Origin of the sequence: Streptomyces sp. NPDC051214, assembly GCF_040682375.1 — a bacterium.
Taxonomy (GTDB): Bacteria; Actinomycetota; Actinomycetes; order Streptomycetales; family Streptomycetaceae; genus Streptomyces.
In genome coordinates this window covers 178,643-205,289 of the sequence record NZ_JBFBAT010000003.1, presented here as the reverse complement: position 1 = coordinate 205,289, position 26,647 = coordinate 178,643, and the positions used below count along the sequence as shown (strand labels likewise).

Annotated in this window: 22 protein-coding genes; 11 read left to right on the top strand and 11 right to left on the bottom strand. The window is 70.9% G+C overall.

Annotated features, from left to right (window positions below):
* Nucleotide 1: 1 nt before the first annotated feature.
* Nucleotides 2-1,012, top strand: coding sequence for an NAD(P)/FAD-dependent oxidoreductase (locus AB0M70_RS08985; protein WP_365817941.1), 1,011 nt, complete (start codon nucleotides 2-4; stop codon nucleotides 1,010-1,012).
* Nucleotides 1,013-1,081: 69 nt separating this feature from the next.
* Nucleotides 1,082-2,017: an SDR family oxidoreductase gene (locus AB0M70_RS08980; protein ID WP_365817939.1), complete on the top strand. Its 936-nt coding sequence runs from the start codon at nucleotides 1,082-1,084 to the stop codon at nucleotides 2,015-2,017.
* A 130-nt stretch (nucleotides 2,018-2,147) separates the two neighbouring features.
* On the opposite strand, the gene AB0M70_RS08975 is transcribed toward AB0M70_RS08980, so the two are convergent.
* The 8 genes from AB0M70_RS08975 to AB0M70_RS08940 all read right to left on the bottom strand — a co-directional run bounded on the left by AB0M70_RS08975 (nucleotide 2,148) and on the right by AB0M70_RS08940 (nucleotide 11,029).
* Nucleotides 2,148-2,984, bottom strand: a complete 837-nt coding sequence (locus AB0M70_RS08975; RefSeq protein WP_365817937.1) for an enoyl-CoA hydratase/isomerase family protein — start codon at nucleotides 2,982-2,984, stop codon at nucleotides 2,148-2,150.
* Nucleotides 2,985-3,077: 93 nt separating this feature from the next.
* A complete protein-coding gene (locus tag AB0M70_RS08970) occupies nucleotides 3,078-3,830 on the bottom strand; it encodes a PIG-L deacetylase family protein (protein ID WP_365817935.1) in 753 nt (250 codons plus the stop codon).
* A 39-nt stretch (nucleotides 3,831-3,869) separates the two neighbouring features.
* The gene (locus AB0M70_RS08965) at nucleotides 3,870-5,195 is read right to left on the bottom strand and encodes an alpha/beta fold hydrolase (protein ID WP_365817933.1); all 1,326 of its coding nucleotides are present in this window, start codon (nucleotides 5,193-5,195) and stop codon (nucleotides 3,870-3,872) included.
* Nucleotides 5,196-5,262: 67 nt separating this feature from the next.
* Nucleotides 5,263-6,279 carry a LacI family DNA-binding transcriptional regulator gene (locus tag AB0M70_RS08960; RefSeq protein ID WP_365817931.1) on the bottom strand — a complete coding sequence of 339 codons (1,017 nt, stop codon included), beginning with the start codon at nucleotides 6,277-6,279 and terminating at the stop codon, nucleotides 5,263-5,265.
* A gap of 57 nt (nucleotides 6,280-6,336) precedes the next feature.
* The gene (rhaS, locus tag AB0M70_RS08955; protein WP_365817929.1) at nucleotides 6,337-7,464 is read right to left on the bottom strand and encodes a rhamnose ABC transporter substrate-binding protein; all 1,128 of its coding nucleotides are present in this window, start codon (nucleotides 7,462-7,464) and stop codon (nucleotides 6,337-6,339) included.
* Nucleotides 7,465-7,501: 37 nt separating this feature from the next.
* Nucleotides 7,502-8,503, bottom strand: a complete 1,002-nt coding sequence (locus AB0M70_RS08950; RefSeq protein WP_365817927.1) for an ABC transporter permease — start codon at nucleotides 8,501-8,503, stop codon at nucleotides 7,502-7,504.
* A complete protein-coding gene (locus AB0M70_RS08945; protein WP_365817925.1) occupies nucleotides 8,496-9,536 on the bottom strand; it encodes an ABC transporter permease in 1,041 nt (346 codons plus the stop codon). Before AB0M70_RS08945 ends, AB0M70_RS08950 begins: the two co-directional genes overlap by 8 nt.
* Nucleotides 9,533-11,029 (bottom strand): sugar ABC transporter ATP-binding protein, encoded by a 1,497-nt coding sequence (locus tag AB0M70_RS08940; RefSeq protein ID WP_365817923.1) that lies wholly within the window; start codon nucleotides 11,027-11,029, stop codon nucleotides 9,533-9,535. Before AB0M70_RS08940 ends, AB0M70_RS08945 begins: the two co-directional genes overlap by 4 nt.
* A 298-nt stretch (nucleotides 11,030-11,327) precedes the next feature.
* On the opposite strand from AB0M70_RS08940, the gene AB0M70_RS08935 reads away from it, so the two are divergent.
* The 8 genes from AB0M70_RS08935 to AB0M70_RS08900 all read left to right on the top strand — a co-directional run bounded on the left by AB0M70_RS08935 (nucleotide 11,328) and on the right by AB0M70_RS08900 (nucleotide 23,639).
* Entirely contained in the window at nucleotides 11,328-14,525 is a 3,198-nt protein-coding gene (locus AB0M70_RS08935) for an alpha-L-rhamnosidase (protein ID WP_365817921.1), read from the top strand.
* A 33-nt stretch (nucleotides 14,526-14,558) separates the two neighbouring features.
* A complete protein-coding gene (gene rhaI, locus AB0M70_RS08930) occupies nucleotides 14,559-15,728 on the top strand; it encodes an L-rhamnose isomerase (RefSeq protein ID WP_365817919.1) in 1,170 nt (389 codons plus the stop codon).
* A 5-nt stretch (nucleotides 15,729-15,733) separates the two neighbouring features.
* The gene (locus AB0M70_RS08925; RefSeq protein WP_365818761.1) at nucleotides 15,734-17,773 is read left to right on the top strand and encodes a bifunctional aldolase/short-chain dehydrogenase; all 2,040 of its coding nucleotides are present in this window, start codon (nucleotides 15,734-15,736) and stop codon (nucleotides 17,771-17,773) included.
* 147 nt (nucleotides 17,774-17,920) lie between these two features.
* On the top strand, nucleotides 17,921-19,426 hold the full coding sequence (locus AB0M70_RS08920; RefSeq protein WP_365817917.1) for a rhamnulokinase family protein: 1,506 nt from the start codon (nucleotides 17,921-17,923) through the stop codon (nucleotides 19,424-19,426).
* A 101-nt stretch (nucleotides 19,427-19,527) separates the two neighbouring features.
* On the top strand, nucleotides 19,528-20,289 hold the full coding sequence (locus AB0M70_RS08915; RefSeq protein WP_363206114.1) for a (Fe-S)-binding protein: 762 nt from the start codon (nucleotides 19,528-19,530) through the stop codon (nucleotides 20,287-20,289).
* The gene (locus tag AB0M70_RS08910) at nucleotides 20,286-21,818 is read left to right on the top strand and encodes a LutB/LldF family L-lactate oxidation iron-sulfur protein (protein ID WP_365817915.1); all 1,533 of its coding nucleotides are present in this window, start codon (nucleotides 20,286-20,288) and stop codon (nucleotides 21,816-21,818) included. Before AB0M70_RS08915 ends, AB0M70_RS08910 begins: the two co-directional genes overlap by 4 nt.
* On the top strand, nucleotides 21,815-22,453 hold the full coding sequence (locus tag AB0M70_RS08905) for a lactate utilization protein C (RefSeq protein WP_365817913.1): 639 nt from the start codon (nucleotides 21,815-21,817) through the stop codon (nucleotides 22,451-22,453). Before AB0M70_RS08910 ends, AB0M70_RS08905 begins: the two co-directional genes overlap by 4 nt.
* A 22-nt stretch (nucleotides 22,454-22,475) precedes the next feature.
* Nucleotides 22,476-23,639, top strand: coding sequence for a betaine/proline/choline family ABC transporter ATP-binding protein (locus AB0M70_RS08900; RefSeq protein WP_365817911.1), 1,164 nt, complete (start codon nucleotides 22,476-22,478; stop codon nucleotides 23,637-23,639).
* 39 nt (nucleotides 23,640-23,678) lie between these two features.
* Here AB0M70_RS08900 and AB0M70_RS08895 read toward each other — a convergent pair whose 3' ends face one another.
* The 3 genes from AB0M70_RS08895 to AB0M70_RS08885 are packed head-to-tail and all read right to left on the bottom strand — an operon-like array spanning nucleotide 23,679 to nucleotide 25,983.
* Nucleotides 23,679-24,629, bottom strand: coding sequence for an ABC transporter substrate-binding protein (locus AB0M70_RS08895; RefSeq protein WP_365817909.1), 951 nt, complete (start codon nucleotides 24,627-24,629; stop codon nucleotides 23,679-23,681).
* Nucleotides 24,626-25,306: an ABC transporter permease gene (locus AB0M70_RS08890; protein ID WP_365818759.1), complete on the bottom strand. Its 681-nt coding sequence runs from the start codon at nucleotides 25,304-25,306 to the stop codon at nucleotides 24,626-24,628. Before AB0M70_RS08890 ends, AB0M70_RS08895 begins: the two co-directional genes overlap by 4 nt.
* Nucleotides 25,303-25,983 (bottom strand): ABC transporter permease, encoded by a 681-nt coding sequence (locus tag AB0M70_RS08885; RefSeq protein ID WP_249591883.1) that lies wholly within the window; start codon nucleotides 25,981-25,983, stop codon nucleotides 25,303-25,305. The genes AB0M70_RS08890 and AB0M70_RS08885 overlap by 4 nt, the downstream gene beginning before the upstream one ends.
* A gap of 181 nt (nucleotides 25,984-26,164) precedes the next feature.
* Between AB0M70_RS08885 and AB0M70_RS08880 the strand changes: the two genes are divergently transcribed.
* Nucleotides 26,165-26,611, top strand: coding sequence for an SPW repeat protein (locus AB0M70_RS08880; RefSeq protein ID WP_365817906.1), 447 nt, complete (start codon nucleotides 26,165-26,167; stop codon nucleotides 26,609-26,611).
* The last annotated feature ends 36 nt before the right edge of the window (nucleotides 26,612-26,647 follow it).

Below are 26,647 nucleotides of genomic sequence, written 5' to 3'. Positions count from 1 at the left end.
CATGGCTGGTGCGACGGTCTCCGTGGAGGTGGTCTCGATGGACAGCAGGAACAGCACGTACGACGTACTCGTCATCGGCGGCGGCGCGGCGGGGCTCAGCGCGGGGCTCGTCCTCGGCCGGTCTCGGCGCCGCACACTGATCGTGGACGCGGGCGAACCGCGCAACGCGCCCGCCGCGCACATGCAGGGCTACCTGTCGCGGGACGGCATGCCGCCCGTCGAGTTCCTCGCCGTGGGGCGCCGGGAGGTCGAGGCGTACGGCGTGGAGTTCGCCCACGACCGGGTCACGGCCGTGCGGCCCGACGGCTCCGGTCGGTTCGAGGCCGACCTGGCGGGCGGCCGCTCCGTGCACGCTCGCCGGGTCGTCCTGGCCACGGGCCTGGTCGACGCGCTGCCGGACGTGGCGGGCGTCGCCGAACGCTGGGGCCGCGACGTGCTTCACTGCCCGTACTGCCACGGCTGGGAGGTGCGCGACCAGCCCTTCGGTGTGATCGCGTCGCCGGTCACGGGCATTCACCAGGCCCTCCTCGTCACCCAGTGGTCCAAGGACGTGACGCTCTTCGCGCACACCGCGGGGGAGCTGTCCGCCGAGGACCGGGAGAAGCTGGCCGTCGCCGGGGTCACGGTGGTGGAGGGCGAGGTGGCCGGACTCGACGTGGTGGACGACCGCCTGGCGGGGGTGCGGCTGGCGGACGGCCGGGTGGTCCCGCGCTCCGTGCTCTTCGTGGAGGCGGGGGCGGTCCCGCGGAACGAGCCGGCCGCCCAGCTCGGCGCGGCCATCCAGGACACCCCCTTCGGGCCCTACCCGTCCGTGGACCCGGTCGGCCGCACGAGCGTTCCCGGGGTGTGGGCCGTGGGCAACGCGGCGGGACCCAAGGTGCAGGTGATCAACGCGGCCGCCGCGGGGTACCAGGCCGGACTCATGATCAACAACGAGCTCGTCCTCGCGGACATCGACGAGGGGGTGGCGGCGCGAAGGAGGGAGGACGACATGAACCCCTCGCGGGTATGACGTCCCCTGCGGGCAGGAAGTCCTCTGCGGGCATGGAGCTTTGAAGCGTTACGCGGTATCGATGCGGCCATGACGGACGACACGAACGAGGGTGTCCTGCCGGGTCTCCCTGCCCCTGCCCCGCCGGGCACGAGCGCCCTGCCCGAGGGGACGTACGACGGATCAGTCGTCCTCGTGACCGGCGGCGGCAGCGGCCTCGGCAAGGCGATCGCCACGGAGTTCGCACGGCTCGGGGCGGATCTCGTGATCGCCGGCCGCAAGGAGGAGCGCCTGAAGGCCGCGCGGGACGAACTCGCGGGCCTCGGCGGGCGGGTGGCGGCCACCCCGTGCGACATCCGGGACCCCGATCGCGTCGCCGAGGTCTTCGACGCGGCCCAGGAGGCGTACGGCCCGCCGGACGTCCTGGTGAACAACGCGGCGGCGAACTTCCCCGTGCCCGCCGAGGACATGTCCCCGAACGCCTGGCGCTCGGTCGTGGACATCACGCTGAACGGAACGTTCTTCATGACGCGGGAGTTCGCCCGCCGCCATCTCGCGGCGGGCACACCCGGCTCCGTCATCAACATCGGGGCGTCGTACGCCTGGACGGGCGGCCCCGGCTTCGCGCACAGCGCGGCGGCCAAGGCGGGCGTGAAGAGCCTCGTCGAGAGCCTGGCGGTGGAGTGGGGCCCGTACGGCATCCAGGTCAACGGCCTGGTGCCGGGTCTGATGCCGCACGAGGACATGACCGCCGACATCCGCGGCAACCTCGACCGGGCCGCGACCACGGAGGAGTACGAACCGGGCGCGCATCGCCGGGACCTGGTCTCCCGCCAGCCCGCCCTGCGTGTCGGCGCCCCGCGCGAACTGGGCTGGGCCGCGACCTTCCTGGCCTCGCCCTACGCCCGCTTCATCACCGGGCACACGCTGGTGGTCGACGGCGCGAACTGGCAACGGCGGGGGTTGGTGAGCCCGGAGGTGGTGACGGTGCGGGAGCAGATGGGGCGGGGTCGGTTCGGGGGATAGCGGGCCCCCTGCTCGCCGCGCGAGCAGACGAGAAGCGGACGCGTGGGAGGGGATGGGGGCGCCTCGCATCCCAGCGTCCCCGACCGCGCCGCCCGGCGCGACCCTGCTCCCCTCGCGGCAGCGGTGGCGGCTACTTGCCCTCGAACCGCGCTGTCCGCCGCTCCCTCTTCGCCGCGTACCCAGCACGCGAGTCCTCGGACGTCAGCGTGATCGCCGCGTTCATCGCGACCCGGTCGAGAGCCGCGTCCATCCCCGCGTCCGCGTAGGCGTCGATGCCCCGCTTGATGCCCTGGACGGCCAGCGGTCCGTTCGCCGCGATCTCCGCGGCCACATCCCGGGCCGTCTTGGCCAACTCATCCACGGGCGTGACGAGTTGGACGAGCCGCAGGCGTTCGGCCGTGGCCGCGTCGATGCGGCGTCCGGTGAGCGAGAGCAGCTTGGCCCAGCCCGCACCGGCCTCGCGCGCGATGCGCAGATCGCCGCCCGCGTCCACCGCGACACCGATCTGCGCCTCGGGAAGCGCGAACACCGCGTCGTCGGACGCGATCCGCACGTCCGCCATCAGCGCGAGTTCGAAGCCGAACCCGAGGCAGTACCCCTGCACGGCGGCGACGACGGGCTGCGGAAGGCCGGCGAAGGTGCGGAAGCGTTCGTGGACCCAGCGCAGGGCCTCGTAGTAGTTGCGCGTGCGCTCGGAGCCCGAGCGGCCTTCGACGGCGCCGCCGCTGTGCGCGGTGACGTCGATCCCCGCGCAGAAGGCCCGCCCCTCCGCCCGCAGCAGCACCGCTCTGATCGAGTCGTCGAAACGGATCCGGTCGGCGAAGAGGCCCAACTGGCGCGTGGACTCCCAGCTCCACGCGTTGAGCTTCTGCGGGCGGCAGAGGGTGAGGATGCCGAGGCCGTCCTCGATGTCGAGGCGCAGCCGCTCCTCACCCTCCGGGATGTCCGTGCCGATGGTGTCGATCATCCAGCACCAGCTCCTGCCTATGTTTCTGACGATCCGTCAGCGACATGACGCGCCGTCAGCTTAGTGGCGGGGGCTCAGCACCAGAAGGCTTCGTCAGCGGCCGAAGACCTCGAAGGACACCGCGGGCTTCCCGCCGAAGCGCGGCGCCACGCTCTGCGCGTTGCCGGTCAGGAACTCCCGGCAGTACTTCTCGGGGTCCTCCTGGGTCAACCCCTCGATGTACGTGCGGTGTTCGAGCAGCGAGCGCACCGAGCGTTCGAGCCCTGCCGTGGCGTCCGCGGCGTGCGTGGGCGACGAGGAACCGGCGACGGCCACCCAGCGCACACCGTTCCAGGGTTCGAGCGCGTCCTCCTCGATCAGCTCGGGGAAGATCCAGCGGTTGCCCGCGTCGGCCACGGCGTCCAGGGTGGCGCGGCCGACGGCGACGTGGTCCGGGGTGTTCCAGGCGACGCCGCCCCATGTGTCGCGGTGGTTGAGCGTGATCACGAGTTCGGGCCGGTGCCTGCGGACCGCGGCGGCAATGTCCCGGCGCAGCGCGATCCCGTACTCGATCACGCCGTCCTTGTGGTCGAGGAACTCGACGGCCGACACGCCCACGACGGCCGCGCTCGCCCGCTGCTCGCGCTCGCGCAGCGGGCCGCACGTGGCGGGATCGAGGGTGTCGATGCCCGCCTCACCTCGACTGGCCAGGAGGTAGGCGACCTCGCGCCCGCCGTCCGTCCATCCGGCGATCGCGGCCGAGCAGCCGTACTCCAGGTCGTCGGGGTGGGCGACGACGGCAAGGGCCCGCTGCCAGTCCTCGGGCATGGGCGTGAGCTGGTCGTTCTCGTTCAACGGCTCTGTCATGCCCGCAGCCTAACCGCGCGGGACCCCGTCGCGGCGGGCTCAGGCCTCGCCCCTCGCGAGGGCGAGAAGCCGGTCCAGGACGCGCGGCGAACCCACCCGGAGCCCGTCGTGCTCGTACTCGTCGGTGACCCAGGTCCGCAGGCCGCGGATGGAGCGGGCGGTGCGCAGTGAGTGGCCGGTGTCGACGTACATGTCGTCGTGGTAGATCGCAGCGGCGGCCGGCACCTCGTTCGCGGCCAGGCGCGCCGTGTCGTACAGGGGCGCCCAACCGGTGCGCGCGGCAAGGATGTCGGCGGTCTCCCGCAGCGGCCGCAGGGCCGGGTCGCAGTCGAACTGCCAGCGCTGGACGGCTTCCCCGGTGAAGAGAAGCGGGGCATCCCCGGCGAGCGCCTTGCCGGGGTCGAACTGCGGGAACTCGCCGCGCACCCGCTGGGCCGACCAGTCGGTGGGGCGCTCGCCCTGGCCGTAGATGGTCTCGTGCAGGAGGGCGAAGAGCGGGTGTGCGCGGTGCGAGAGGGCGGCCTGTACGGCTTCCCGGAAGGCATCGGAGAGCGTGTGGCCGGACGGGGTCCGCACGAAGGCGTCCTCGAGGAGATAGTGCAGGCGGTGGCTGCCGTCGCTCATGCCGAGCAGCATGCCGAGGGACTGGAACGCCTCGACGGTGAGCCGGTAGCCGCCGTCGAGCACCGTCTCGTGCTCGGCGAGGTGTTCGGCGATGCGGCGGGCGCGCTCGATGTCCTGGGGGTAGCGGGCGTAGTGGGCGGCCGTCTTGCGCTCCATGCGCGGATAGGCGGCGCGGTAGACGTCGTCCGCGTGGCCGTCGAGTGCGGGCAGGCCGCCGGTGATGAGGGCGGTGTGCAGTCCTTCGGGGGCCGCCGAGAGGTAGTGGGTCGCGCAGAAACCGCCGAAGCTCTGGCCGAGGACGGTCCAGGGGGCGCCGCCGGTCAGCTCGCGCCGGATCAGCTCGCAGTCGCGGACGATGGAGTCGGCGCGAAAGTGCGTCAGGTAGTCGGCCTGCTCGCGGGGTCCGCCGCGCAACGGGAGCGTCTGGCGCGTCGCCGGCGTGGAGCTGCCGGTGCCGCGCTGGTCGAGGAGCAGCACCCGGTAGTCCTGCAGGGCCCTGCCCAGCCATGCCTCCTTGCCCACGAACCGGTTGGCCCCGAATCCCGGGCCGCCCTGGAGGTACACCAGCCACGGCAGGTCGGCCCCGTGGTCCCCGTGGGCGCTCGCCACGGCCTCGCGGGCGAAGACCTCGATCCGCTCCCCCGCCGGGTCGTCGTGGTCGAGGGGCACGAAGAAGCGGTGGTCGGTGAGGACGACGCCGGGCTGGCGGTAGGAGGCGGTGACGCTGGCGGCGGGGGTCAAGAGGGCTCCTGGGCGGACGCGGAACGGGACACTTCGCCCCAGTTCAGCACACCCGCCGCGGGGGTCGTCAGCGGGGCACCAGGCTGGAGCGCCGCACCACCAGCTCCGGCTGGAGCACCACGCGCCGGTGATCATGGTCATCGGCGTCGGTGTCCGACTCGGTCTCCTCCAGGAGGAGTTCCGCGGCCATCGCGCCCATCTTGACGGCGGGCTGGCGCACCGAGGTGAGCGGGACGACGGCCGCGGCGGCGAACTCGATGTCGTCGTAGCCGACGATGGCGATGTCCTCGGGCACGCTCACCCCGGCCGCGTACATCGCCTGCAGCACCCCCAGGGCGAGCAGGTCGTTGGCGCAGAAGACGGCGGTCGGCCGCTCGGCGAGGCCGAGGACGCGGGCGCCCGCGTCACGTCCGGCGGCCACGTCGAGGCGCTCGGTGGGCAGTTCCCGCAGCGCCGAGGCGGGCAGACCGGCCTCCGCGAGGGCTTGCAGCGCCCCTTCCCTGCGGTCCTTGACCTGGTTGAGTCCGGGCGGGCCGCTCACGTACGCGATGCTGCGATGCCCCGTGTCGAGGAGATGGCGCACCGCGAGGGCCCCGCCCAGGACGTCGTCCACGGAGACGGAGCACTCGGTGGCGCCCTCGGCGACCCGGTCGACCAGGACGAACGGAATGTCGTGCCTGCGGAAGGCCTCGATGTTGCGGCCCGTCGCGTCGGCCGGGGTCAGCAGAACACCACGTACCCGCTGTTCGGCGAAGAGCGCCAGATATTCGGCCTCTTCGGAGGGGCTCTGTCCGCTGTTGCACATCATGACGCGCAGCCCCGCGTCGCGCGCGGCCCGCTCGGCGCCGCGCGCGACGTCCACGAAGAAGGGGTTGCCCATGTCGAGCACGAGCAGCGCCATGATGCGGCTCTGGCCCGCCCGCAGCTGCCGTGCGGACTCGCTGCGGACGTAGCCGAGCCGGTCGATCACGGACTGCACCCGGTGGCGCGTCTCTTCGGAGACGACGTCCGGGCGGTTGATCACGTTCGACACGGTGCCCACCGACACGCCGGCGTGCTTCGCCACGTCTTTGATGCCGACCATGCGTCCCCTTGTTCCGTTGCGCGTGCGGTGCATTGTGCACCGCCGCGGGCGATCCCCTCAGAATTTGTACTGGTCGATGTTCTTCTTGTCGAAAACGGTCGGTTCGCCGAGATCGACGACTCCCTTGTCGCCGATGGTGAAGCTGCCGAGATCTCCGGCCTCGAACTTCTCGCCCTTCTTGCCGGTGATCTGGCCGGACTTCAGGGCCACGGCGGTGTGCGCGGCGAGCGCGCCGAGCTTGGCCGGGTCCCACAGCTCGAAGCCCTCGACGGTGCCGTTCTTCACGTACTGGCGCATGTCGTTGGGCGTGCCGAGGCCGGTGAGCTTCACCTTGCCCTTGTATTTCGATCCCGAAAGGTACTGGGCGGCGGCTTTGATGCCGACGGTCGTGGGCGAGATGATCCCGGCGAGCTTCGGGTGCTCCTGGAGAAGTCCCTGGGTCTGCTGGAAGGACTGCTGGGCGTCGTCGTTGCCGTAGGCGGTCTTCACCAGCTTCATGTTCTTGTACTTGGGCTTCCTCAGCTCGTCCTTCATGTAGCGGATCCAGGTGTTCTGGTTCGTCGCGGTCTGGGCGGCGGAGAGGATCGCGATGTCGCCCTTGTAGCCGAGCTGCTTGCCGAGCAGCTCCACCTGGGTGCGGCCGAGCGCCTCGGCGCTGGACTGCGAGACGAAGACGTCACGGCACCCCGGGTTGGTGTCCGAGTCGTACGTGACGACCTTGATGTCGTTCTTCATGGCCTGCTTGAGGGCGGTGCACAGGGCGCCGGGGTCCTGCGCGGAGACGGCCATGGCGTCGACCTGCTGCTGGGTGAGCGTGTTGACGTAGGAGACCTGCCCGCTGGTGTCGGTGGCGCTGTTGGGGCCTGTCTCCTTGTACGAGGAGCCGAGGTCCTTGAGTGCCTTCTCGCCGCCCTTGTCGGCGACGGTGAAGTACGGGTTGTTGACCTGCTTGGGCAGGAAGGCGACCGTGAGGCCCTTCTTGGTCGGCGCGTTCGGGTCGGCCTTGGCGTTCGATGCCTTGGCCGCGTCGTCGTCCTTCGAGGACTCCTTGGTGGTGCCTCCGCAGGCGGTTGCGGTGAGGGCGAGCGAGGTGACGGCTGCCAGGGTCACGCAGGCGCGGGTGAGGGCGGAGCGGCGGACGGATCGACGGTAAGTTCGGCGGGAGGTTCGGCGGGGAGAGAGCATCGTTGGTCCCTTTCGGACGTGCGGTCGGTACGAGGGGTCAGCGGGCGGGAGCGGCGGCGGCGCGGCGGCCCGCTCTGGCGACGGCGATCTGGCGGGCCACGCGCGGCCCGAGCACGGACACCACGAGCAGCACTCCGGTGACGACGATCTGCGACTGCGCGGAGACGTTCAGCAGGCTCATCGCGTTCTGCAGCGCGCCGAGCAGGAAGACTCCGGCGACGGCGCCGCCGAGCGTTCCCTTGCCGCCGTCGAAGTCGATGCCGCCGAGCAGAACGGCGGCGACGACGGACAGTTCGAGGCCGGTGGCGTTGTCGTAGCGGGCGCTCGCGTAGTGCAGGGCCCAGAAGATGCCCGTCAGGGAGGCCATGAGCCCGGTGGCGACGAACAGCCACAGCTTGTGCCGCTTGACGCGGACCCCGGCGAAGCGCGCGGCTTCCTCGTTGGCGCCGATGGCGAAGAGCGAGCGCCCGAAGGGGGTGGCGTGCAGGACGAGGACGGCGATCGCGAGCAGCGCGAGAAAGGGCAGGAACGCGTACGGCAGGAAGGTGTCGCCGACGCGTCCGGCCGCGAAGTCCAGGTACTGCGAGGGGAAGTCGGTCACCGCGTCGGAACCGAGGACGATCTGCGCGATGCCGCGATAGGCGGCCATGGTGCCGATGGTCACGGCGAGCGAGGGCAGTCCGAGACGGGTCACCAGGAGGCCGTTGACCAGGCCGCAGAGGACTCCGATGAGGAGCACCAGCGGAATGATCGTCTCGATGGCCATGCCGGCGTTCCACAGGGCGCCCATCACGGCTCCGGAGAGCCCCGCCGTCGAGGCCACCGACAGATCGATCTCTCCGGAGACGACGAGAAGCGTCATCGGCAGGGCGATCAGCGCGATGGGCAGGGTGTTGCCGATGAGGAACGACAGGTTGAGGGCGTTCCCGAAACCGTCGACGAAGGAGAACGACATCAGGAGCAGCACGACAAGGAGAGCGCCGACCACGGTGTCCCAGCGGACGGCCCGCATGACGGTGAGCCGGTTGGAGTCAGCCATGGCGGGCGTTCCTCTTCTTCAGGGCCTTGGCGACGCGCAGGGCGACGATCCGGTCGACGGCGATGGCCAGGACGAGCAGCACGCCGTTGATGGCGAGCACCCACACGGAGCTGACGCCCAGGGCGGGGAGCACGCTGTTGATGGACGTCAGGAGCAGGGCGCCGAGCGCCGCTCCGTAGACGCTGCCCGATCCGCCGGTGAAGACGACGCCGCCGACCACGACGGCGCTGACGACGGTGAGTTCGTAGCCGTTTCCGGTGGCGGAGTCGACGTTGCCGAAGCGGGCCAGGTAGAGCGCGCCCGCGAGCCCGGCGAGCGCCCCACACGCGGTGTAGGCGGCGAGGATGCGCTTGCGGACCGGGATGCCGGCGAGCCGGGCGGCCTCGGGGTTGGAGCCGAGGGCGTAGAGCTCGCGTCCCCCGCCGAAGTGCCGCAGGTAGTACGCGACGACGACCAGGACGACGAGCGCGATCAGCCCCAGGTAGGGCACCGCCGAGATCCCGCCGGAGCCGAAGTCGACGAAGCCGTCCGGCAGGTCGGACGCGGTGATCTGCCGGGAGCCGACCCAGATGGAGTCGATGCCCCGGATGATGTAGAGGGTGCCGAGGGTCACGACGAGCGCGGGCACCTGGCCGAGGCTGACGAGCGCCCCGTTGAGCAGCCCGCAGCCGACGCCGAGCGCGACGGCGAGCAGGATCGCGAGCGTCGGGTCGCCGCCGCCCTGGAGGTGGTCGCCCGCGGCGAAGGCGCTGATCCCGAGCGTCGAGCCGACCGACAGGTCGACGTTGCGGGTGATCACGACGAGGGCCTGGCCGGTGGCGACCAGGACGAGGATGGTCGCGTTCAGGAGCAGGTCCTTGATGCCCTGCTCGGAGAGGAACTCGCTGTTGCCCGCCTGCGTGATGCCGATCATCACCAGGAAGACCAGCAGGGTGGCGAGTTCGCGCATCTTGAAGACGCGGTCGACCAGGCGCGTGCCCGCTGCCTTCTCGGGGTCCACGGCGGGTGCCGGGCTCTGGGTGGTCACGCTCATGCCGTCCTCCCGGTGGCGGCCGCCATCACGGACTCCTCGGTGGCCCGCGCGCGCGGGATCTCGGCCGTGAGCCGGCCTTCGTGCATGACGAGGACCCGGTCGGCCATGCCGAGGATCTCGGGCAGGTCGGAGGAGATCATCAGGACGGCGACCCCGTCGGCGGCGAGTGCGGACAGCAGGCGGTGCACCTCGGCCTTGGTGCCGACGTCGATGCCGCGGGTCGGTTCGTCCACGATCAGCACCTGGGGCCGGGTGGCGAGCCACTTGGCGAGGACGACCTTCTGCTGGTTGCCGCCGGACAGGGTGCCTACGGCGTCGGCGATGCGCGCGTACTTCACCTGGAGCCGCACCGCCCAGTCGAGGGAGCGGCTGCGCTCGGCGCCGCGGTCCATCAGGCCCGCGCGCACCGTCGTTCGCAGCCCCGTGAGCCCGATGTTGCGCTCGATCGACATGTCCATCACGAGGCCCTGGGCGCGCCGGTCCTCGGGGACGAGCGCGAGCCCGGCCGCCATGGCGGTGCTGGGGGCTCCGTTGACGAGTTCCTTGCCCTGCACCTCGACCGTGCCGGCGTCCCACCGGTCGACGCCGAACACGGCCCGAGCGACCTCGCTGCGCCCGGCTCCGACGAGCCCCGCGAGCCCGACGATCTCTCCGCGCCGCACGTCGAACGAGACGTCGGTGAAGACGCCCTCGCGGGTCAGCCGGCGGACGCTGAGGGCGACGTCGCCCACCTGGGTGTCCTGCTTCGGGTAGAGCTCGTCGAGGTCACGGCCCACCATGCGGCGCACGAGATCGTCCTCGGTCAGGCCTTCGAGCGGCTCGCTCGCGATCAGACCGCCGTCGCGCAGCGTGGTGACGCGCTGGCACAGCTCGAAGATCTCCTCCAGGCGGTGCGAGATGAAGAGGACCGCGGCGCCCTGTTCACGCAGGGTGCGGACGACGCCGAAGAGACGGGCCACTTCGCTGCCGGTGAGCGCGGCGGTCGGCTCGTCCATGATCAGGACGCGGGCGTCGAAGGAGAGCGCCTTGGCGATCTCGACGATCTGCTGGTCGGCGATGGACAGGCCGCGCGCGGGCTGTTCGGGGTCGAGGTCCACGGCCAGGCGCTTGAAGAGCGCGTCGGCGGCGGCGTGCACGGCCTTGTGGTCGACGCGGCCGAAGGAGCGGCGCGGCTGGCGCCCCATGAAGATGTTCTCCGCGACGGAGAGGTCGGGAAAGAGCGTCGGCTCCTGGTAGATGACGGCGACGCCCGCGTCCCTGGCGTCTCCCGGTCCGTGGAAGACGACCGGGGACCCGTCGAGCGTCAGCTCTCCCGCGTCCGGCCGGTGGACCCCGGCGAGGGTCTTGATGAGGGTGGATTTCCCTGCGCCGTTCTCGCCCGCGAGGGCGTGCGCCTCACCGGCGTACAGCTCCAGGGAGACGTCGTGCAGGGCGCGCACGGCCCCGAAGGACTTGCTCAGGCCCTGCACGGCAAGGACGGGGGGCTCTCTCATAGGTAGCACCGATCGGTCACGAAGGGCATGCGGCTTCTGGCATGGGGGCTCAGGCGTCGGGCGGGGTCGGGGATCATCGGGAGTCACCCGCCGGACACATGGCGTGAAAGGTTTCAACCAATTTTCGAGGAAGCTAAACCCACGCCAACTACGGCGTCAATGGGCAGGACTTGAAAATCCTGTCGTGACTTGATGCGCCAAGGGGCAGGCGGTTCGGGACTCTTGACAGCGGGCGGCGCGCTCCCTAGCTTCGCCTCTCGTGAAACGATTCATCGTCGAGTCGTTACGGAGTCGAGTTGTGATCAGCAGAAGACGACTGCTCAGCACCACCGCCACGGCCGCCCTGGGGACGGCGATGGCCGCAGGACCCCTTGCGACGGCCCATGCCGCCCCCTCCCCGGGCGGTCGGGCCCTGCGCGTGACCAGACCGACCGTGGAGTACGTGAGACACCCCCTCGGTCTCGACGTGCCGCGTCCCAGACTGAGTTGGCCCCTGACGTCCTCCCAGGAGGGCCAGGGGCAGAGCGCCTACCAGGTGCGCGTGGCCACCGCCGCGAGCCGCCTCGCCGAGCCCGACGTCTGGGACAGCGGCAAGATCGCGTCCGGTGACTCCGTCCTGGTCCCGTACGCGGGCCCCGACCTCGCGTCCCGTACGCGCTACTACTGGTCGGTCCGCGTCTGGGACACCAAGGGGAAGGTCTCCGGCTGGAGCGAGGCCTCCTGGTGGGAGACCGGCCTCGTGGCGGCGAAGGACTGGACGGCGCGGTGGATCGGCGCGCCCGCCTCCCTCGTCGGCGCGCCCGCCCTGGACGACGCCTCCTGGATCTGGTTCCCGGAGGGCGACCCCGCGACCAGCGCGCCCGCCGCCACCCGCTGGTTCCGCGGCCGCGTCGACGTCCCCGCAGGGGTGACCCGCGCGCGGCTGGTCATGACGGCCGACGACGGCTACACCGCGTACGTGGACGGCACGCGCGTGGCGCACACCGAAGCGGACAGCGCCGCCGACAACTGGCGCCGCCCCACGGTCGTCGACGTGACCGACCGGCTCCGCGCGGGCACGACAGTCATCGCCGTGTCCGCCACGAACGCCACCACCGGGCCCGCCGGTCTGCTCGGTGTGCTGGAGCTGACGACCGCCGACGGCGTACGCACCTACACCACCGACGCCACCTGGAAGTCCACCGACAAGGAGCCCTCCGGCGACTGGCAGGCGCCGGGATACGACGACGCCGCATGGCCGGCGGCCAAGGTCGCCGCGGCCTGGGGTGCGGGCCCCTGGGGGAAGGTCGCCCCGAACCACTGCCCCGCCGCCCAGTTGCGCCACGAGTTCCGCCTGCGGCCGGGGAAGAAGGTCGCCAGGGCCCGGCTGTACTCCACGGCCCTCGGCCTCTACGACGCCTGGCTGAACGGCGAACGGGTCGGCGACGACCGCCTGGCCCCCGGCTGGACCGACTACAACAAGCGGGTCCAGTACCAGACGTACGACGTCACCCAGCAGCTCAAGTCCGGCGCCAACGCGCTCGGCGTGACGGTCGCGGTCGGCTGGTACGCGGGCAACGTCGGCATGTTCGGCCCCCACCAGTACGGCGAACGCCCGGCTCTCCTCGCCCAGTTGGAGGTCACGTACACCGACGGCTCCACCGACCGTGTGCTGTCCGGCACCGACTGGCGCGCCGCCACGGGCCCGGTCACCGCCGCGGACCTCCTGTCGGGCGAGGACTACGACGCCCGCCTGGAGACCGCGGGCTGGACACGTGCCGGATTCGACGACTCGAAGTGGGTCGCCGCCGACGCAGTCGACAAGGTCAAGGCCGCCCTCGTGGCCCAGATCGACGGGCACACGCGCGTGGAGAGCGAGCTCTCCGCCCGGAAGGTGAGCGAACCAAAGCCCGGTGTCTTCGTCTTCGACCTCGGCCAGAACATGGTCGGCGCCGTCCGGCTGACCGTCTCCGGTAAGGCCGGCACGAAGGTCCGGTTGCGCCACGCGGAGGTCCTCAACCCCGACGGCACGCTCTACACCGCCAATCTGCGCTCCGCGCGCGCCACCGACACGTACACGCTCAAGGGCGGCGGCAAGGAGACGTACGAGCCGCGGTTCACCTTCCACGGTTTCCGCTACGTGGAGGTGACGGGCTACCCGGGCACGCCCCCGCTCGACGCCGTGCGGGGTCGCGTCATCCATACGTCGGCGCCCTTCACGATGGACTTCAGGACGAACGTCCCCATGCTCGACCAGTTGCACAGCAACATCACCTGGGGTCAGCGCGGCAACTTCCTCTCCGTCCCGACCGACACCCCCGCGCGCGACGAGCGGCTCGGCTGGACGGGCGACATCAACGTCTTCGCGCCGACCGCCGCCTACACGATGGAGTCGGCGCGCTTCCTCACGAAGTGGCTCGACGACCTGCGGGACGGGCAGCCCGAGGACGGCGCGTTCCCCGACGTGGCCCCCTTCGTCGGCACCGTCGGCAAGGGCGTGGCCGGCTGGGGCGACGCGGGAGTGACCGTGCCCTGGGCGCTCTACCAGGCCTACGGGGACACGCGCGTCCTGGAGCAGTCCTGGCCCTCGATGCTGAAGTGGCTCGACTACCTGGAGAAGCACAGCTCCGGATATCTGCGTCCCGCCGAGGGCTACGGGGACTGGCTGAACATCCAGGACGAGACCCCCAAGGACGTCATAGGCACCGCCTACTTCGCCCACAGCGCCGACCTCGTGGCGCGGGTGGCCGAAGCACTGGGCAAGGACCCCGCCCCGTACAAGAAGCTCTTCGGGAGCGTCCGCGACGCCTTCCGTGCGGCGTACGTGACCGGCGGCGGGCGGGTGAAGGGCGACACGCAGACCGCGTACGTCCTGGCCCTGTCCATGGACCTGCTCACCGACGGCGACCGCGCACCGGCGGCCGCCCGCCTGGTGGAGCTCATCAAGTCCAAGGACTGGCATCTGTCGACGGGATTCCTCGGCACACCACGTCTGCTTCCCGTCCTGACGGCCACCGGTCACACGGACGTCGCCTACCGCCTCCTCGTCCAGAAGTCCTTTCCCAGCTGGGGCTACCAGATCGACAAGGGCGCCACGACGATGTGGGAGCGCTGGGACTCCATCAGGCCGGACGGGAGCTTCCAGGACGCCGGCATGAACTCCTTCAACCACTACGCCTACGGCTCGGTGGGCGAGTGGATGTACGCCAACATCGCGGGCATCGCACCGGCCGCTCCGGGCTTCCGCAAGATCCTCGTCCGTCCGCGGCCCGGCGGCGGCGTGACCGAGGCCCGTAGCAGCTTCGACGCGCTCTACGGCCCGGTCAGCACCCACTGGAAGACGGACGACGAAGGGTTCCGTCTCACCCTCACCCTGCCCGCCAACACCACGGCGGAGGTGTGGATCCCCGCCGACAAGCGCACGCAGGTGACGCATGGCGCGGCGGAGTTCCTGCGGATGGAGGACGGCTGCGCCGTCTTCGCCGCCGCCTCCGGCACGCACCGATTCTCCAACTGACCCACCTCGACCGCTCTTTCGGAAGGCTGCGCGATGACCGCCGGAACCAGCAAGGACGCCGTGAAAGCGGCACTCACCACCCAGGCCCTGGAGACCCCGTCCTGGGCGTACGGCAACTCCGGTACGCGCTTCAAGGTCTTCGCGCAGCCAGGTGTCCCCCGCACGACCCGGGAGAAGCTGGACGACGCCGCCCGCGTGCACGCCCACACGGGCGTGGCGCCCAAGGTGGCCCTGCACATCCCCTGGGACAAGGTCGACGACTACGCGACGCTCGCGGACTACGCCGCCGAGCGCGGCGTCCGGCTCGGCGCGATCAACGCCAACGTCTTCCAGGACGACGACTACAAGCTCGGCTCGGTCACCAACCCGGACCCGACGGTCCGGCGCAAGGCGCTCGACCATCTTCTCGAGTGCGTGGACATCATGGACGCGACGGGCTCTCGCGACCTGAAGCTGTGGTTCTCCGACGGCACCAACTACCCCGGCCAGGACGACCTCCGGGCCCGCCAGGACCGGCTCTCGGAAGCCCTGCGGACCACCTACGACCGGCTCGGCGACGACCAGCGCATGCTCATCGAGTACAAGCTCTTCGAGCCCGCCTTCTACGCGACGGACATCCCGGACTGGGGCACTGCCTACGCGCACTGCCTGAAGCTCGGCCCGAAGGCGCAGGTGGTCGTCGACACCGGCCACCACGCGCCCGGCACGAACATCGAGTTCATCGTGGCGACCCTCCTGCGCGAGGGCCGCCTGGGCGGCTTCGACTTCAACTCGCGCTTCTACGCGGACGACGACCTGATGGCGGGCGCCGCGGACCCCTTCCAGCTCTTCCGGATCATGTACGAGGTCGTCCGGGGCGGCGGCCTGGACTCGGACATCGCGTTCATGCTCGACCAGTGCCACAACATCGAGGCGAAGATCCCCGCCATCATCCGCTCGGTGATGAACGTGCAGGAGGCCACGGCGAAAGCCCTCCTCGTCGACGCCGACGCGCTGGCCGAGGCCCAGCGGACCGGCGACGTGCTCGCCGCCAACGCGGTCTTGATGGACGCGTTCAACACGGACGTCCGCCCCCTACTGGCAGAAGTCAGGGAGGAGTCGGGGCTCGCCCCTGATCCCATGAGGGCCTATCGGGAGTCAGGCTGGCAGGAGCAGATCGTCAAGGACCGCGTGGGCGGCGAGCAGGCCGGATGGGGGGCATGAGCGACATGACACAGCACGAGCGCATCACCGAACTCCTCGACCGCGCCCACCGCTTGGGCGCCGACCCGCGCAACACCAATTACGCGGGCGGCAACGCGTCGGCGAAGGGCACGGCCCCCGACCCGGTCACGGGCGCGGACACGGACCTGATGTGGGTCAAGGGCTCGGGAGGCGACCTGGGCACCCTCACCGAGGAAGGCCTGGCGGTCCTGCGCCTGGACCGCCTGCACGCACTGAAGGAGGTGTACGCGGGCCCGGACCATGAGGACGAGATGGTCGGCGCCTTCGACTACTGCCTGCACGGCAAGGGCGGCGCGGCCCCCTCCATCGACACCGCGATGCACGCCTTGGTGGACGCCCCGCACGTGGACCATCTGCACCCGGACTCGGGGATCGCCCTGGCCTGCGCCGCGGACGGAGAGAAGCTGACGGCCGAGTGCTTTGGCCCCACGGTGGCCTGGGTGCCCTGGCGGCGCCCCGGATTCCAGCTCGGCCTGGACATCGCGGCGGTGCAGGCGGCCCACCCCGACGCCATCGGCTGCGTCCTGGGCGGGCACGGCATCACGGCCTGGGGAGCCACGGCGGACGAGTGCGAGCGCAACTCGCTGCACATCATCCGCACGGCGGAGGCGTTTCTCGCCGACCGCGGCAGGCCCGCCCCGTTCGGCCCGGCCCTGGAAGGCCATGGCCCGCTCCCCACGGCCGCACGCCGCGACCGCGCGGCCGAACTGGCCCCGCACATCCGCTCGCTGGCCTCGCAGGACCGCCCCCAGGTCGGCCACTTCACCGACACGGACGTCGTCCTGGACTTCCTGTCCGCCGCCGAGCACCCGCGTCTTGCGGCCCTGGGCACCTCCTGCCCCGACCACTTCCTGCGCACGAAGATCCGGCCGCTGGTCCTGGACCTGCCGCCGACCGCCCCGCTCGATGAGGCCGTGACCCGCCTCAAGGAGCTGCACGCCGCCTACCGCGAGGAGTACGCGGCCTACTACACCCGCCACGCCGACCCAACCTCTCCCGCCATGCGCGGCGCCGACCCGGCCATCGTCCTCGTCCCGGGCGTGGGCATGTTCTCCTTCGGCAAGGACAAGCAGACGGCCCGGGTGGCAGGCGAGTTCTACGTGAACGCCATCAACGTCATGCGGGGCGCCGAGGCGGTCTCCACGTACGCCCCGATCGACGAGTCGGAGAAGTTCCGCATCGAGTACTGGCCGTTGGAGGAGGCCAAGCTGCAGCGCCTCCCGAAGCCCAAGCCCCTGGCCACCCGCGTCGCCCTGGTGACCGGGGCGGGCAGCGGCATCGGCAAGGCGATCGCGCACCGCCTGGTGGCGGAGGGCGCCTGCGTCGCGGTTGCCGACCTCGACGCGGAGAACGCGGCCGCCGTGGCGGACGAGCTGGGCGGCCCGGACAAGGCCGTGGCCATCCCCATGGACGTCACGTCCGAGGAGCAGATCAAGGCCGCCTTCAAGTCGGCGGTTCTGGCCTTCGGCGGAGTCGACCTGGTGGTGAACAACGCGGGCATCTCCCTCTCCAAGCCCCTGCTCGACACCACCGCCCGGGACTGGGACCTCCAGCACGACATCATGGCCCGCGGATCCTTCCTCGTCTCCCGCGAGGCGGCGCGCGTCATGCGGGACCAGTCGCTGGGCGGCGACATCATCTACATCACGTCGAAGAACGCGGTGTTCGCGGGCCCGAACAACATCGCGTACTCCGCCACCAAGGCGGACCAGGCCCACCAAGTGCGTCTGCTCGCAGCCGAATTGGGCGAGCACGGCATCCGTGTGAACGGCATCAACCCGGACGGCGTGGTCCGCGGCTCGGGGATCTTCGCGGGCGGCTGGGGCGCGCAGCGCGCGGCGACGTACGGGATCGAGGAGGAGAACCTGGGCGCGTTCTACGCCCAGCGGACCCTCCTCAAGCGCGAGGTGCTCCCCGAGCACGTGGCCAACGCGGTCTTCGCCCTGACGGCGGGCGACCTGACCCACACGACGGGTCTGCACATACCCGTGGACGCGGGCGTCGCGGCAGCCTTCCTCAGGTAGCCCGCGTTCCTCAGGTGAGCCCCGTCCCCTCCGGCCGGCACCACGGCCGGAGGGGACGAGCCACCGGAACGCCGGCGCGGCCCCGCCCGCGCGAGCACCACGCGGCCACCGAACACCCGGACCCGACCCTCGACCCTGCGAGCCATCATGCCCAGCTCCCGCCCGCGTCCCCGCACCCACGCACCCCACCACTTCGCCGCCGTCGACCTCGGCGCCTCCAGCGGACGCGTCATGGTGGCCGAGGCGGGCCCCGACACCCTCACCCTCCAGGAAGCGCACCGCTTCCCCAACCGCCCCGTCCGTACCGCCGGCACCCTGCACTGGGACGTCCTGTCCCTGTACGCCGGGATCCTCGACGGTCTGCGGGTCGCAGGCTCCGCCGCCTCTCTGACGTCCATCGGGATCGACAGCTGGGCAGTCGACTACGGCCTCCTCGACGCGGACCGCACTCTCCTGGGCAACCCGGTGCACTACCGCGACACCCGCACCGAGGGCATCGCGGCCACCGCGTGGTCGGCCGTCCCACCCACCGAGCTCTACGCCACCACGGGCATCCAGTACGCACCCTTCAACACCCTGTACCAACTGATCGCCGCACAGGAGACGGCCCAACTGGCGTCGGCCGCGCACCTGTTGCTGATCCCGGATCTGCTGACGTACTGGCTGACGGGCGAGCTCGGCACCGAGCTGACCAACGCCTCCACCACCCAACTCATGGACCCCGGCACGGGCACCTGGTCCCAGGAGGTGGCGACGCGCCTGGGCATCGACCTGGCGCTGTTCCCCCCACTGCGGCACCCGGGCTCCCCCGCAGGCCACCTGCTCCCTCAGGTTCTCCAGGACACCGGACTCACCTCGCCCCTCCCGGTGACCACCGTCGCCTCCCACGACACCGCGTCAGCCGTCGCCGCCGTACCCGCCACGTCGGACGACTTCGCCTACATCTGCACCGGCACCTGGTCCCTCGCAGGTCTGGAGCTGACCGCGCCCATCCGCACCGAGGAGAGCCGCAAGGCCAACTTCACCAATGAGCTGGGCATAGACGGCACGGTCCGCTACCTGCGCAACATCATGGGCCTGTGGCTGCTCCAGGAGTGCCTGCGCACCTGGAACACGGACGCGAGCGCCCCCGGCCTGGAAGCGCTGCTGCGCGAAGCGGCCGCCGTTCCCGCCCTGCGCTCACTCGTCGACGCGGCGGACCCCGCCTTCCTGCCTCCCGGCGACATGCCGCGCCGCATCGCCGACGCCTGCCGGGCCACCGGACAGCCGGCTCCCGAAACCCCCGCCGAGACGACCCGCTGCATCCTCGACTCCCTGGCCCTGGCCCACCGCCGGGCCATCGGGGACGCCCGGCGCCTCGCGGACCGCGCCGTGGACGTGATCCACATAGTTGGCGGCGGCGCACGCAACGCCCTCCTGTGCCAACTGACCGCGGACGCCTGCGGGCTGCCCGTCGTCGCGGGCCCGGCAGAAGCGGCGGCCCTGGGCAACATACTCGTGCAGGCCAGGGCGCACGGCCTGGTGGGCGATGACCGCCACGCGATGCGTGCCCTGCTTGCCCGCACCCAGCACCTGACGCGCTACGAGCCTGCCGGTGACCCGGCGAGCCGCGCGGCGTGGGATGCGGCGTCACGACGCGTCCCGGCCTCATGACGCATCCCGGCGTCACGACGCGTCCTGGCCTCATGACTCCCGCACAGCGCGCGTAGCGCTTACGCTGCATCCATCCGATGATCGACGAGGAGGAACCCGCGATGCGTGTCGCTCTGTTCCTGACCTGTGTCAACGACACGCTCTATCCGGACACGGGCCGAGCGGTGGTGAAACTGCTGACCAGGCTGGGAGTTGAGGTCGACTTCCCGATGGCGCAGACCTGCTGCGGGCAGGCGCACTACAACACGGGCTACCGCCACCAGGCAGAGCCACTCGCCCGCCATTTCTCCGATGTCTTCGGCTCGGATGAGTACGACGCGATCGTGACACCGTCGGGTTCGTGCGGGGCGATGGTCCGCGAGCTGTACCCGCGCATGGGAGAACGAGCCCGTTCGGAGGGCCGCGGTGGGGGTCTGGCGGCGACGCTGGCACCCGTCGTGCCCAAGACGTACGAACTCACCGAGTTCCTGGTGGATGTCCTTGGTGTGACGGACGTCGGGGCGTACTACCCGCACACGGTGACGTACCACCCGACCTGTCACGGCCTGCGCAGTCTGGGGCTCGGCGATCGCCCCACGCGCTTGCTGCAGGCGGTCAAGGGCCTGGAGTTGCGGGCGCTGCCGGGTGCGGACGAGTGCTGCGGATTCGGCGGCACCTTCGCCATGAAGAACTCCGATGTCTCGTCGGCGATGGGCACGGACAAGGTGCGCAACGCCGAGTCGACGGGCGCCGACGCCCTGTGCGCGGCGGACAACTCCTGTCTGATGCACATCGGGGGCACCATGACCCGCCTGAAGAGCGGCCTGCGCCCGGTCCACATCGCGGAGATCCTGGCGAGCACGGAAGAGGAGCCCCTCTCATGAGCGGCATGAGCGGCACGACCGGCCTGAGCAGCACAAGCGGCACGTTCGTGGGCATGCCCGCCTTTCCCGTCGCGGCCCGCGAGGCCGTGGGGGACAAGACCCTGCGCGCCAATCTCCGGCACGCCACGCACACCATCCGCGACAAACGGGCGCGTGCCGTCACGGAGTTGGACGACTGGGCGCAGCTGCGCGAGGCCGGAAAGCAGATCAAGGACCACACCCTCTCCCGCCTCGACCACTATCTGGTCCAGTTGGAGGAGTCGGTCACGGCGGCGGGCGGCATCGTGCACTGGGCCGCCGACGCCGACGAGGCCAACCGCATCGTGACCCGTCTCGTCCAGGAGACCGGCGAGTCGGAGGTCGTCAAGGTCAAGTCGATGGCCACGCAGGAGATCGGCCTGAACGAAGCGCTCGAAGAGGCGGGCATCCACGCGTACGAGACCGACCTCGCCGAACTCATCGTGCAGCTGGGCAAGGACCGCCCCTCGCACATCCTGGTGCCCGCCATCCACCGCAACCGCGGTGAGATCCGCGAGATCTTCGCGCGCGAGATGAGCGAGTGGGGCCGCCCCGCCCCGGACGGTCTCACCGACACTCCGGCCGAACTCGCCGAGGCGGCCCGTCTTCACCTCCGGGAGAAGTTCCTGCGCGCCAAGGTCGGCGTCTCCGGAGCGAACTTCATGGTCGCCGAGACGGGCACCCTGGTCGTCGTCGAATCCGAGGGCAACGGCCGCATGTGCCTGACGCTCCCCGAGACGCTGATCTCGGTCGTCGGCATCGAGAAGATCGTGCCGAGCTGGCGGGACCTGGAGGTCTTCCTGCAGACCCTCCCCCGCTCCTCGACGGCCGAGCGGATGAACCCGTACACGTCGATGTGGACCGGCACGTCCGAGGAGGACGGCCCGAGCACCTTCCACCTCGTGCTCCTCGACAACGGCCGCAGCGACACGCTCGCCGACGAGGTGGGCCGCCAGGCGCTGCGCTGCATCCGCTGCTCGGCCTGCCTCAACGTCTGCCCGGTGTACGAACGCGCGGGGGGCCACGCGTACGGCTCGGTCTACCCCGGGCCCATCGGGGCGATCCTCAGCCCTCAACTGCGGGGCACCCAGAGCGAGATCGACGCCTCACTCCCGTATGCGTCGTCCCTCTGCGGGGCCTGCTACGAGGTGTGTCCGGTGGCCATCGACATCCCCGAAGTCCTCGTCCATCTGCGGGAGCGGGTGGTCCAGGGCGGCGAAGTGACCCGGCACGGTTCCAAGGTGACGCTGCGGCCCGCGAAGGGACACGCCGCCGAGCGGGCGGCGATGCGCGCGGCGGGCTGGGCGTTCGCCCGCCCCGGGGCGCTGCGGGCCGGACAGCGTCTTGCGTCCGGGACCCGGCGCGTCCATCCGCGGACGCTTCCCGGGCCGGGGCGGGCGTGGAGCGGGACACGGGATCTGCCGAAGGTGCCCGCGGAGCCGTTCCGCGACTGGTGGCGGCGTACGAACGGCGGTCAGGTGGACAAGGCGCAGAAGGGCGGCGAGCAGTGAGCAGCAGGGACCAGATCCTGGGCCGCGTCCGGCGGGCGCTGGTCGACGTACGCGATGCCGGCCCCACACCTGTCCCCCGTGACTACCTGCGCGAACACGGCCACCGCTCCACCGAGCAGACCGTAGAGCTGCTCGCGGAGAACCTCGCCGACTATCGCGCGCTGGTGCATCGCTGCGGAAACGAGGAGCTTCCGGAGCTGCTCGGGCGTTTGCTCGCGGAGCGCGGTGCGCGGACCGTGCTCGTGCCGCCCGGTCTCCCGCCGCACTGGCTCCAGTCCTCCGACACGACCCGTGTCGAGGACCGTGCCGCGAGCACTCCGCACGAGCTCGACGAGATCGACAGCGTCGTCACCGGCTGCGCGATCGCCGTCGCCGAGACGGGCACGATCGTCCTGGACGGCAGCCCCGACCAAGGCCGCCGGCGCATCACGCTCGTCCCCGATCACCACATCTGTGTCGTACGGGTCCCCGACCAAGTCGTCTCCTCGGTGCCACAGGCACTCGAACGGCTCGACCCCGCCCGCCCGCTGACCTGGATCTCGGGACCGTCCGCCACCAGCGACATCGAACTGGACCGGGTGGAGGGCGTGCACGGCCCGCGCACCCTGGAGGTGGTGCTGATGAGCGGAGTGTGAGGGCCGCGGTTAGCGTGAGTGCATGATCCGGTTCGAGCAGGTGAGCAAGCGCTATCCGGACGGCACGATGGCTGTGGACGATCTGTCCTTCGAGGTCGCCGAGGGGCAGCTGGTCACCCTCGTCGGACCGTCCGGCTGCGGCAAGACGACCACGATGATGATGGTGAACCGTCTCATCGAGCCGACCGCGGGTCGCATCTTCGTGAACGGCGAGAACATCGCGGACGTCGACCCGGTCCGGCTGCGCCGCCGCATCGGCTATGTCATCCAGCAGGTGGGACTTTTCCCGCACCGGACGATCCTCGACAACACGGCGACCGTGCCCGCGCTGGTCGGCTGGAAGAAGGCCAAGGCACGGGCGCGGGCCGCCGAGCTGCTCGACCTGGTGGGCCTCGACCCGAAGACGTACGGCTCCCGTTACCCCGAGCAGCTGTCGGGCGGGCAGCGCCAGCGGGTCGGTGTGGCACGCGCCCTGGCCGCGGATCCGCCCGTACTCCTGATGGATGAGCCGTTCGGGGCGGTCGACCCGGTGGTGCGCGAGCAGTTGCAGGACGAGTTCCTGCGGATGCAGGCGACGGTCCGCAAGACGGTTCTCCTGGTCACGCACGACATCGAGGAGGCGGTCAGGCTCGGTGACCGGATCGCGGTGTACGGGCAGGGGCGCATCGAGCAGTACGACACGCCCGGTGCGGTGCTCGGCACCCCGGCGACGCCGTACGTCGCCGGATTCGTGGGCGCCGACCGGGGCCTGAAGCGGCTCTCGGTCACCGAGATCCAGCCGGACGACCTGGAGCAGCCGACGGTGGTCCGGCTGGAGGAGGCTGCCGCGCACGCCGCGGCACGGCTGCGCGAGGAGGACGCCCGCTGGGGCGTCGTCCTGGACGCGGGCGGCGATCTGCACGGCTGGGTCGGCATCGACGAGGTGGCGCTGGCCGGCGAGGGCGGCAGGGTCGGCGACCTGGCCCACCGCATGAAGGCGTGGGTCCCGGTGGGCGCCCCGCTCAAGCAGGCGTTCGGTGTGATGCTGCAGCACGACGCGGGCTGGGTAGCGGTCCTCGACGCGGCCCGCTTCCTGGGCGTACTGACCCCGGCGAAGCTGCACGAGGCCCTGCGCCGCTCGGTGGACGCGGACGCGCAGGGCGTGCCCCGGGATCAGGTGGAGTTCGACTCGGTGGCCGACGCCTGATCACCCCGCGCGCCGGGCATCACGCGGACCGGCAATGCGTCACAACAGCCCCTTCTCCTCCAAGTACGTCCGCGCCACGTCTTCCGGCAGCCTGCGCCAGCTGTCCACCTGTTCGTTCATGGAGGCCAGGTCCGCCGTCGTCAGCACGGAGTTGAGGCGGCCGAGCGCCTTCGCGACGCCCTCGCTGCCCGCGCGGGAGCGGTTGACGACCGGGACGATGTAGTCGGCGTTCTGGAGCTTCTTGTCGTCCTTCAGCAGGACGAGGCCGAAGTTGTCGAGCGTGGCGTCCGTGGACGTGGTCAGGACCATCTGGTCCTGACCGCTCTGCACGGCCTTCTTGGCCTGTGTGGTGCCCACGCCCTTGGGGTCGACGGAGGTGATGTCGATGCCGTAGACCTTCTTCAGACCGGGCTCGCAGTACGGGCGTTGCACGCATTCGTCGCCCGCGGCCAGGCGCACCTTCAGGCCGGACTTGCCCAGGTCGCTCAGGGTCTTGAGGTGGTGCTCCTTCGCGAAGGACGCGGTGACGGCGAACGCGTTCTGGTCCACGGCCTTCCCGGGGTCGAGGACGGTGAGGCCGCGCGGGGTGGCGAGGCCGCGCAGGGCCTTCATCGTGGCGTCCAGGTCGGGCGAACCGACCGGTGTGGCGTCCGCGCCGTTCTTCTTGGCGTTCAGCCAGTCGGCGAACGTCGCCGCGTACTCGGGGACGACGTCGATCTGGCCGGACTCGAGGGCGGGTTCGTACAGCTCGCGGTTGGCCACGGAGAGGATCTCCGCGCCGTATCCGGCCTTCCGCAGGAGCAGGGAGTACATCTGGGCGAGCAGATCGCTCTCGGTGAAGCCCGCGGAGCCGACGACCAGGTGGTGGCTGTCGCCGGGTGGCGCGGTCACCTCTCCCTGGGTCTCCAGGGACGGCCCGGATGAGCACCCGGCCAGCAACAGGGCGACCCCGGCAGCGGCAGCCGCACCACGCACCGCGCCCCGCCTCATCCCGTCCGCCCTCTCCCCCGCGCCCAGCCGGGAGCGAGCCGTTCGCCGATCTCGAAGAGTCCCTCGACGATCAGGGCGAAGACGGCGACAAGGACGGCGCCCGCCACCACCTGCGGGGTGCTCGCCAGGTTGAAGCCGGCCGTGATGATCCGGCCGAGTCCCCCGCCTCCCGCCAGGGCCGCGATGGTGGCGGTGGCCACGAGCTGCACGGCCGCGATCCGCACCCCGCTGAGGACCAGCGGCATCGCGAGCGGCAGTTCGACCCGCCACAGCATCTGCCGCCCCGTCATCCCCATGCCGCGCGCGGCCTGGACGACGCTGCGGTCGACCCCGCGCATCCCGACGTAGGCGTTGGTGAGCAGGGGCGGCACGGCGAACAGGACGAGCGCCACCACCGTGGGGCCCTCGCCCCACTGTCCGATGGGGGTGAGGAGCAGCAAAACGAGGACGGCGAAGGTGGGCACCGCGCGCCCGACGTTGGAGATGTTGACCGCGAGCGCGCCGCCCTTGCCGAGGTGGCCGAGGACGAGCGCGACCGGCAGCGCGATCAGGCAGCTCAGGATCAGGCACACCACGGTGAGCACGAGGTGCTGGGTGAGCCGGTGCCAGATGCCGTCGTCGCCGGCCCAGTGCGCCGAGTCGGTGAGCCACTGCCAGGCATCGCTGAGGGTGTTCATGAGCGGACCGCCCTCGTCCACGGGGTGAGGATCCGCTGCACGCCGAGGAGCAGCAGATCGGCCAGTACGGCGATGACGACGCACAGCACGGACGCGGTCAGGACCTGCGCCTTGAAGTAGGTGTTCATGCCCGCGTAGATCAGGTTGCCGAGCCCGCCGAAGCCGACGATCGCGCCGACCGTGACGAGGGAGACCGCGGAGACGGTGGCGATGCGCAGGCCGGCCATGGCGGCGGGCAGCGCGAGCGGCAGTTCCACGGTGAGGAGGAGGCGGATCGGTCCGTAGCCCATGCCGCGGGCGGCCTGCCGGGTGTCCTCGGGAACGGCGCGCAGGCCGGCCAGGATGTTGCGGACGAGCAGCGTGAGGGAGTACAGGACGAGTCCCGCGACCACCAGGGACGCGGAGAGGCCGTACACGGGAAGCAGCAGCGAGAACATCGCGAGCGAGGGGATCGTGTAGAGGACCGTGGTCAGCGCGAGGACGGGACCGGCGGCGAGGGCCCAGCGGCGGGCGACGACGGCGAGCGGCACGGCGATGACGAGCGCGATGAGGACGGAGACGGCGGTCAGCTCCAGGTGCTGGAGGACCGCGTCGACGATGATCTGGCGGCGGGTGCTCAGGTACTCGCCGCAGATCCACTCGTTGCGCGCGAGGCAGTCGTCCGGGGGCGCGGTCACTCGTTCATTCCAGCGGGCGGGGCGTGCGACGGCGCGTTCTGGTCCCCCGTACGGGCGGCACCCGCCTGGTCACAGAACGCCCACGACTACGCATAAAGAAAAAATAAGCGCAGAATGGATGTGTGCGACATTCCGCCGCGCGAAGTGATCAGGCCTGCTCCAAGCAGAGGAGACGAGTCTCATGGCCGACGTCTCACACAGGGGAGACATAGCCGCTCACCCTGACGTGTCCGAGATGCGGGATCGGTACGCCCGCGTACTCGGTGGCAAAGATGTGGCGCTCGTGGACGGACCTGTGTTCCTCACGGGTCTCTTCTGTGCCATCTCCCCCTGGGTGGTCCACTTCACCACCAGCCAGCCAGTCCTCACGACGCACAACCTCATCATGGGCATCGCGATCGGCCTGCTGGGCCTCGGCTTCACCGTCGCGCCCGCCAGGATGTACGGCCTGAGCTGGGCCATGTGCGCCATGGGCGTATGGATGATCGTCTCGCCGTGGGTCGTCGGCACGAGTCCTGACGCGGGCGTCATCCTCACCAACATCATCATCGGCGGCCTCACCCTCCTGCTCGGCCTCGTGTGCATCGGCGCGGCGGCGAAGGAGGGCCGCAAGGTGAACACGACCTGACACGGGAAGGCGGAGCCACACAAGCGCGGCGGCCCC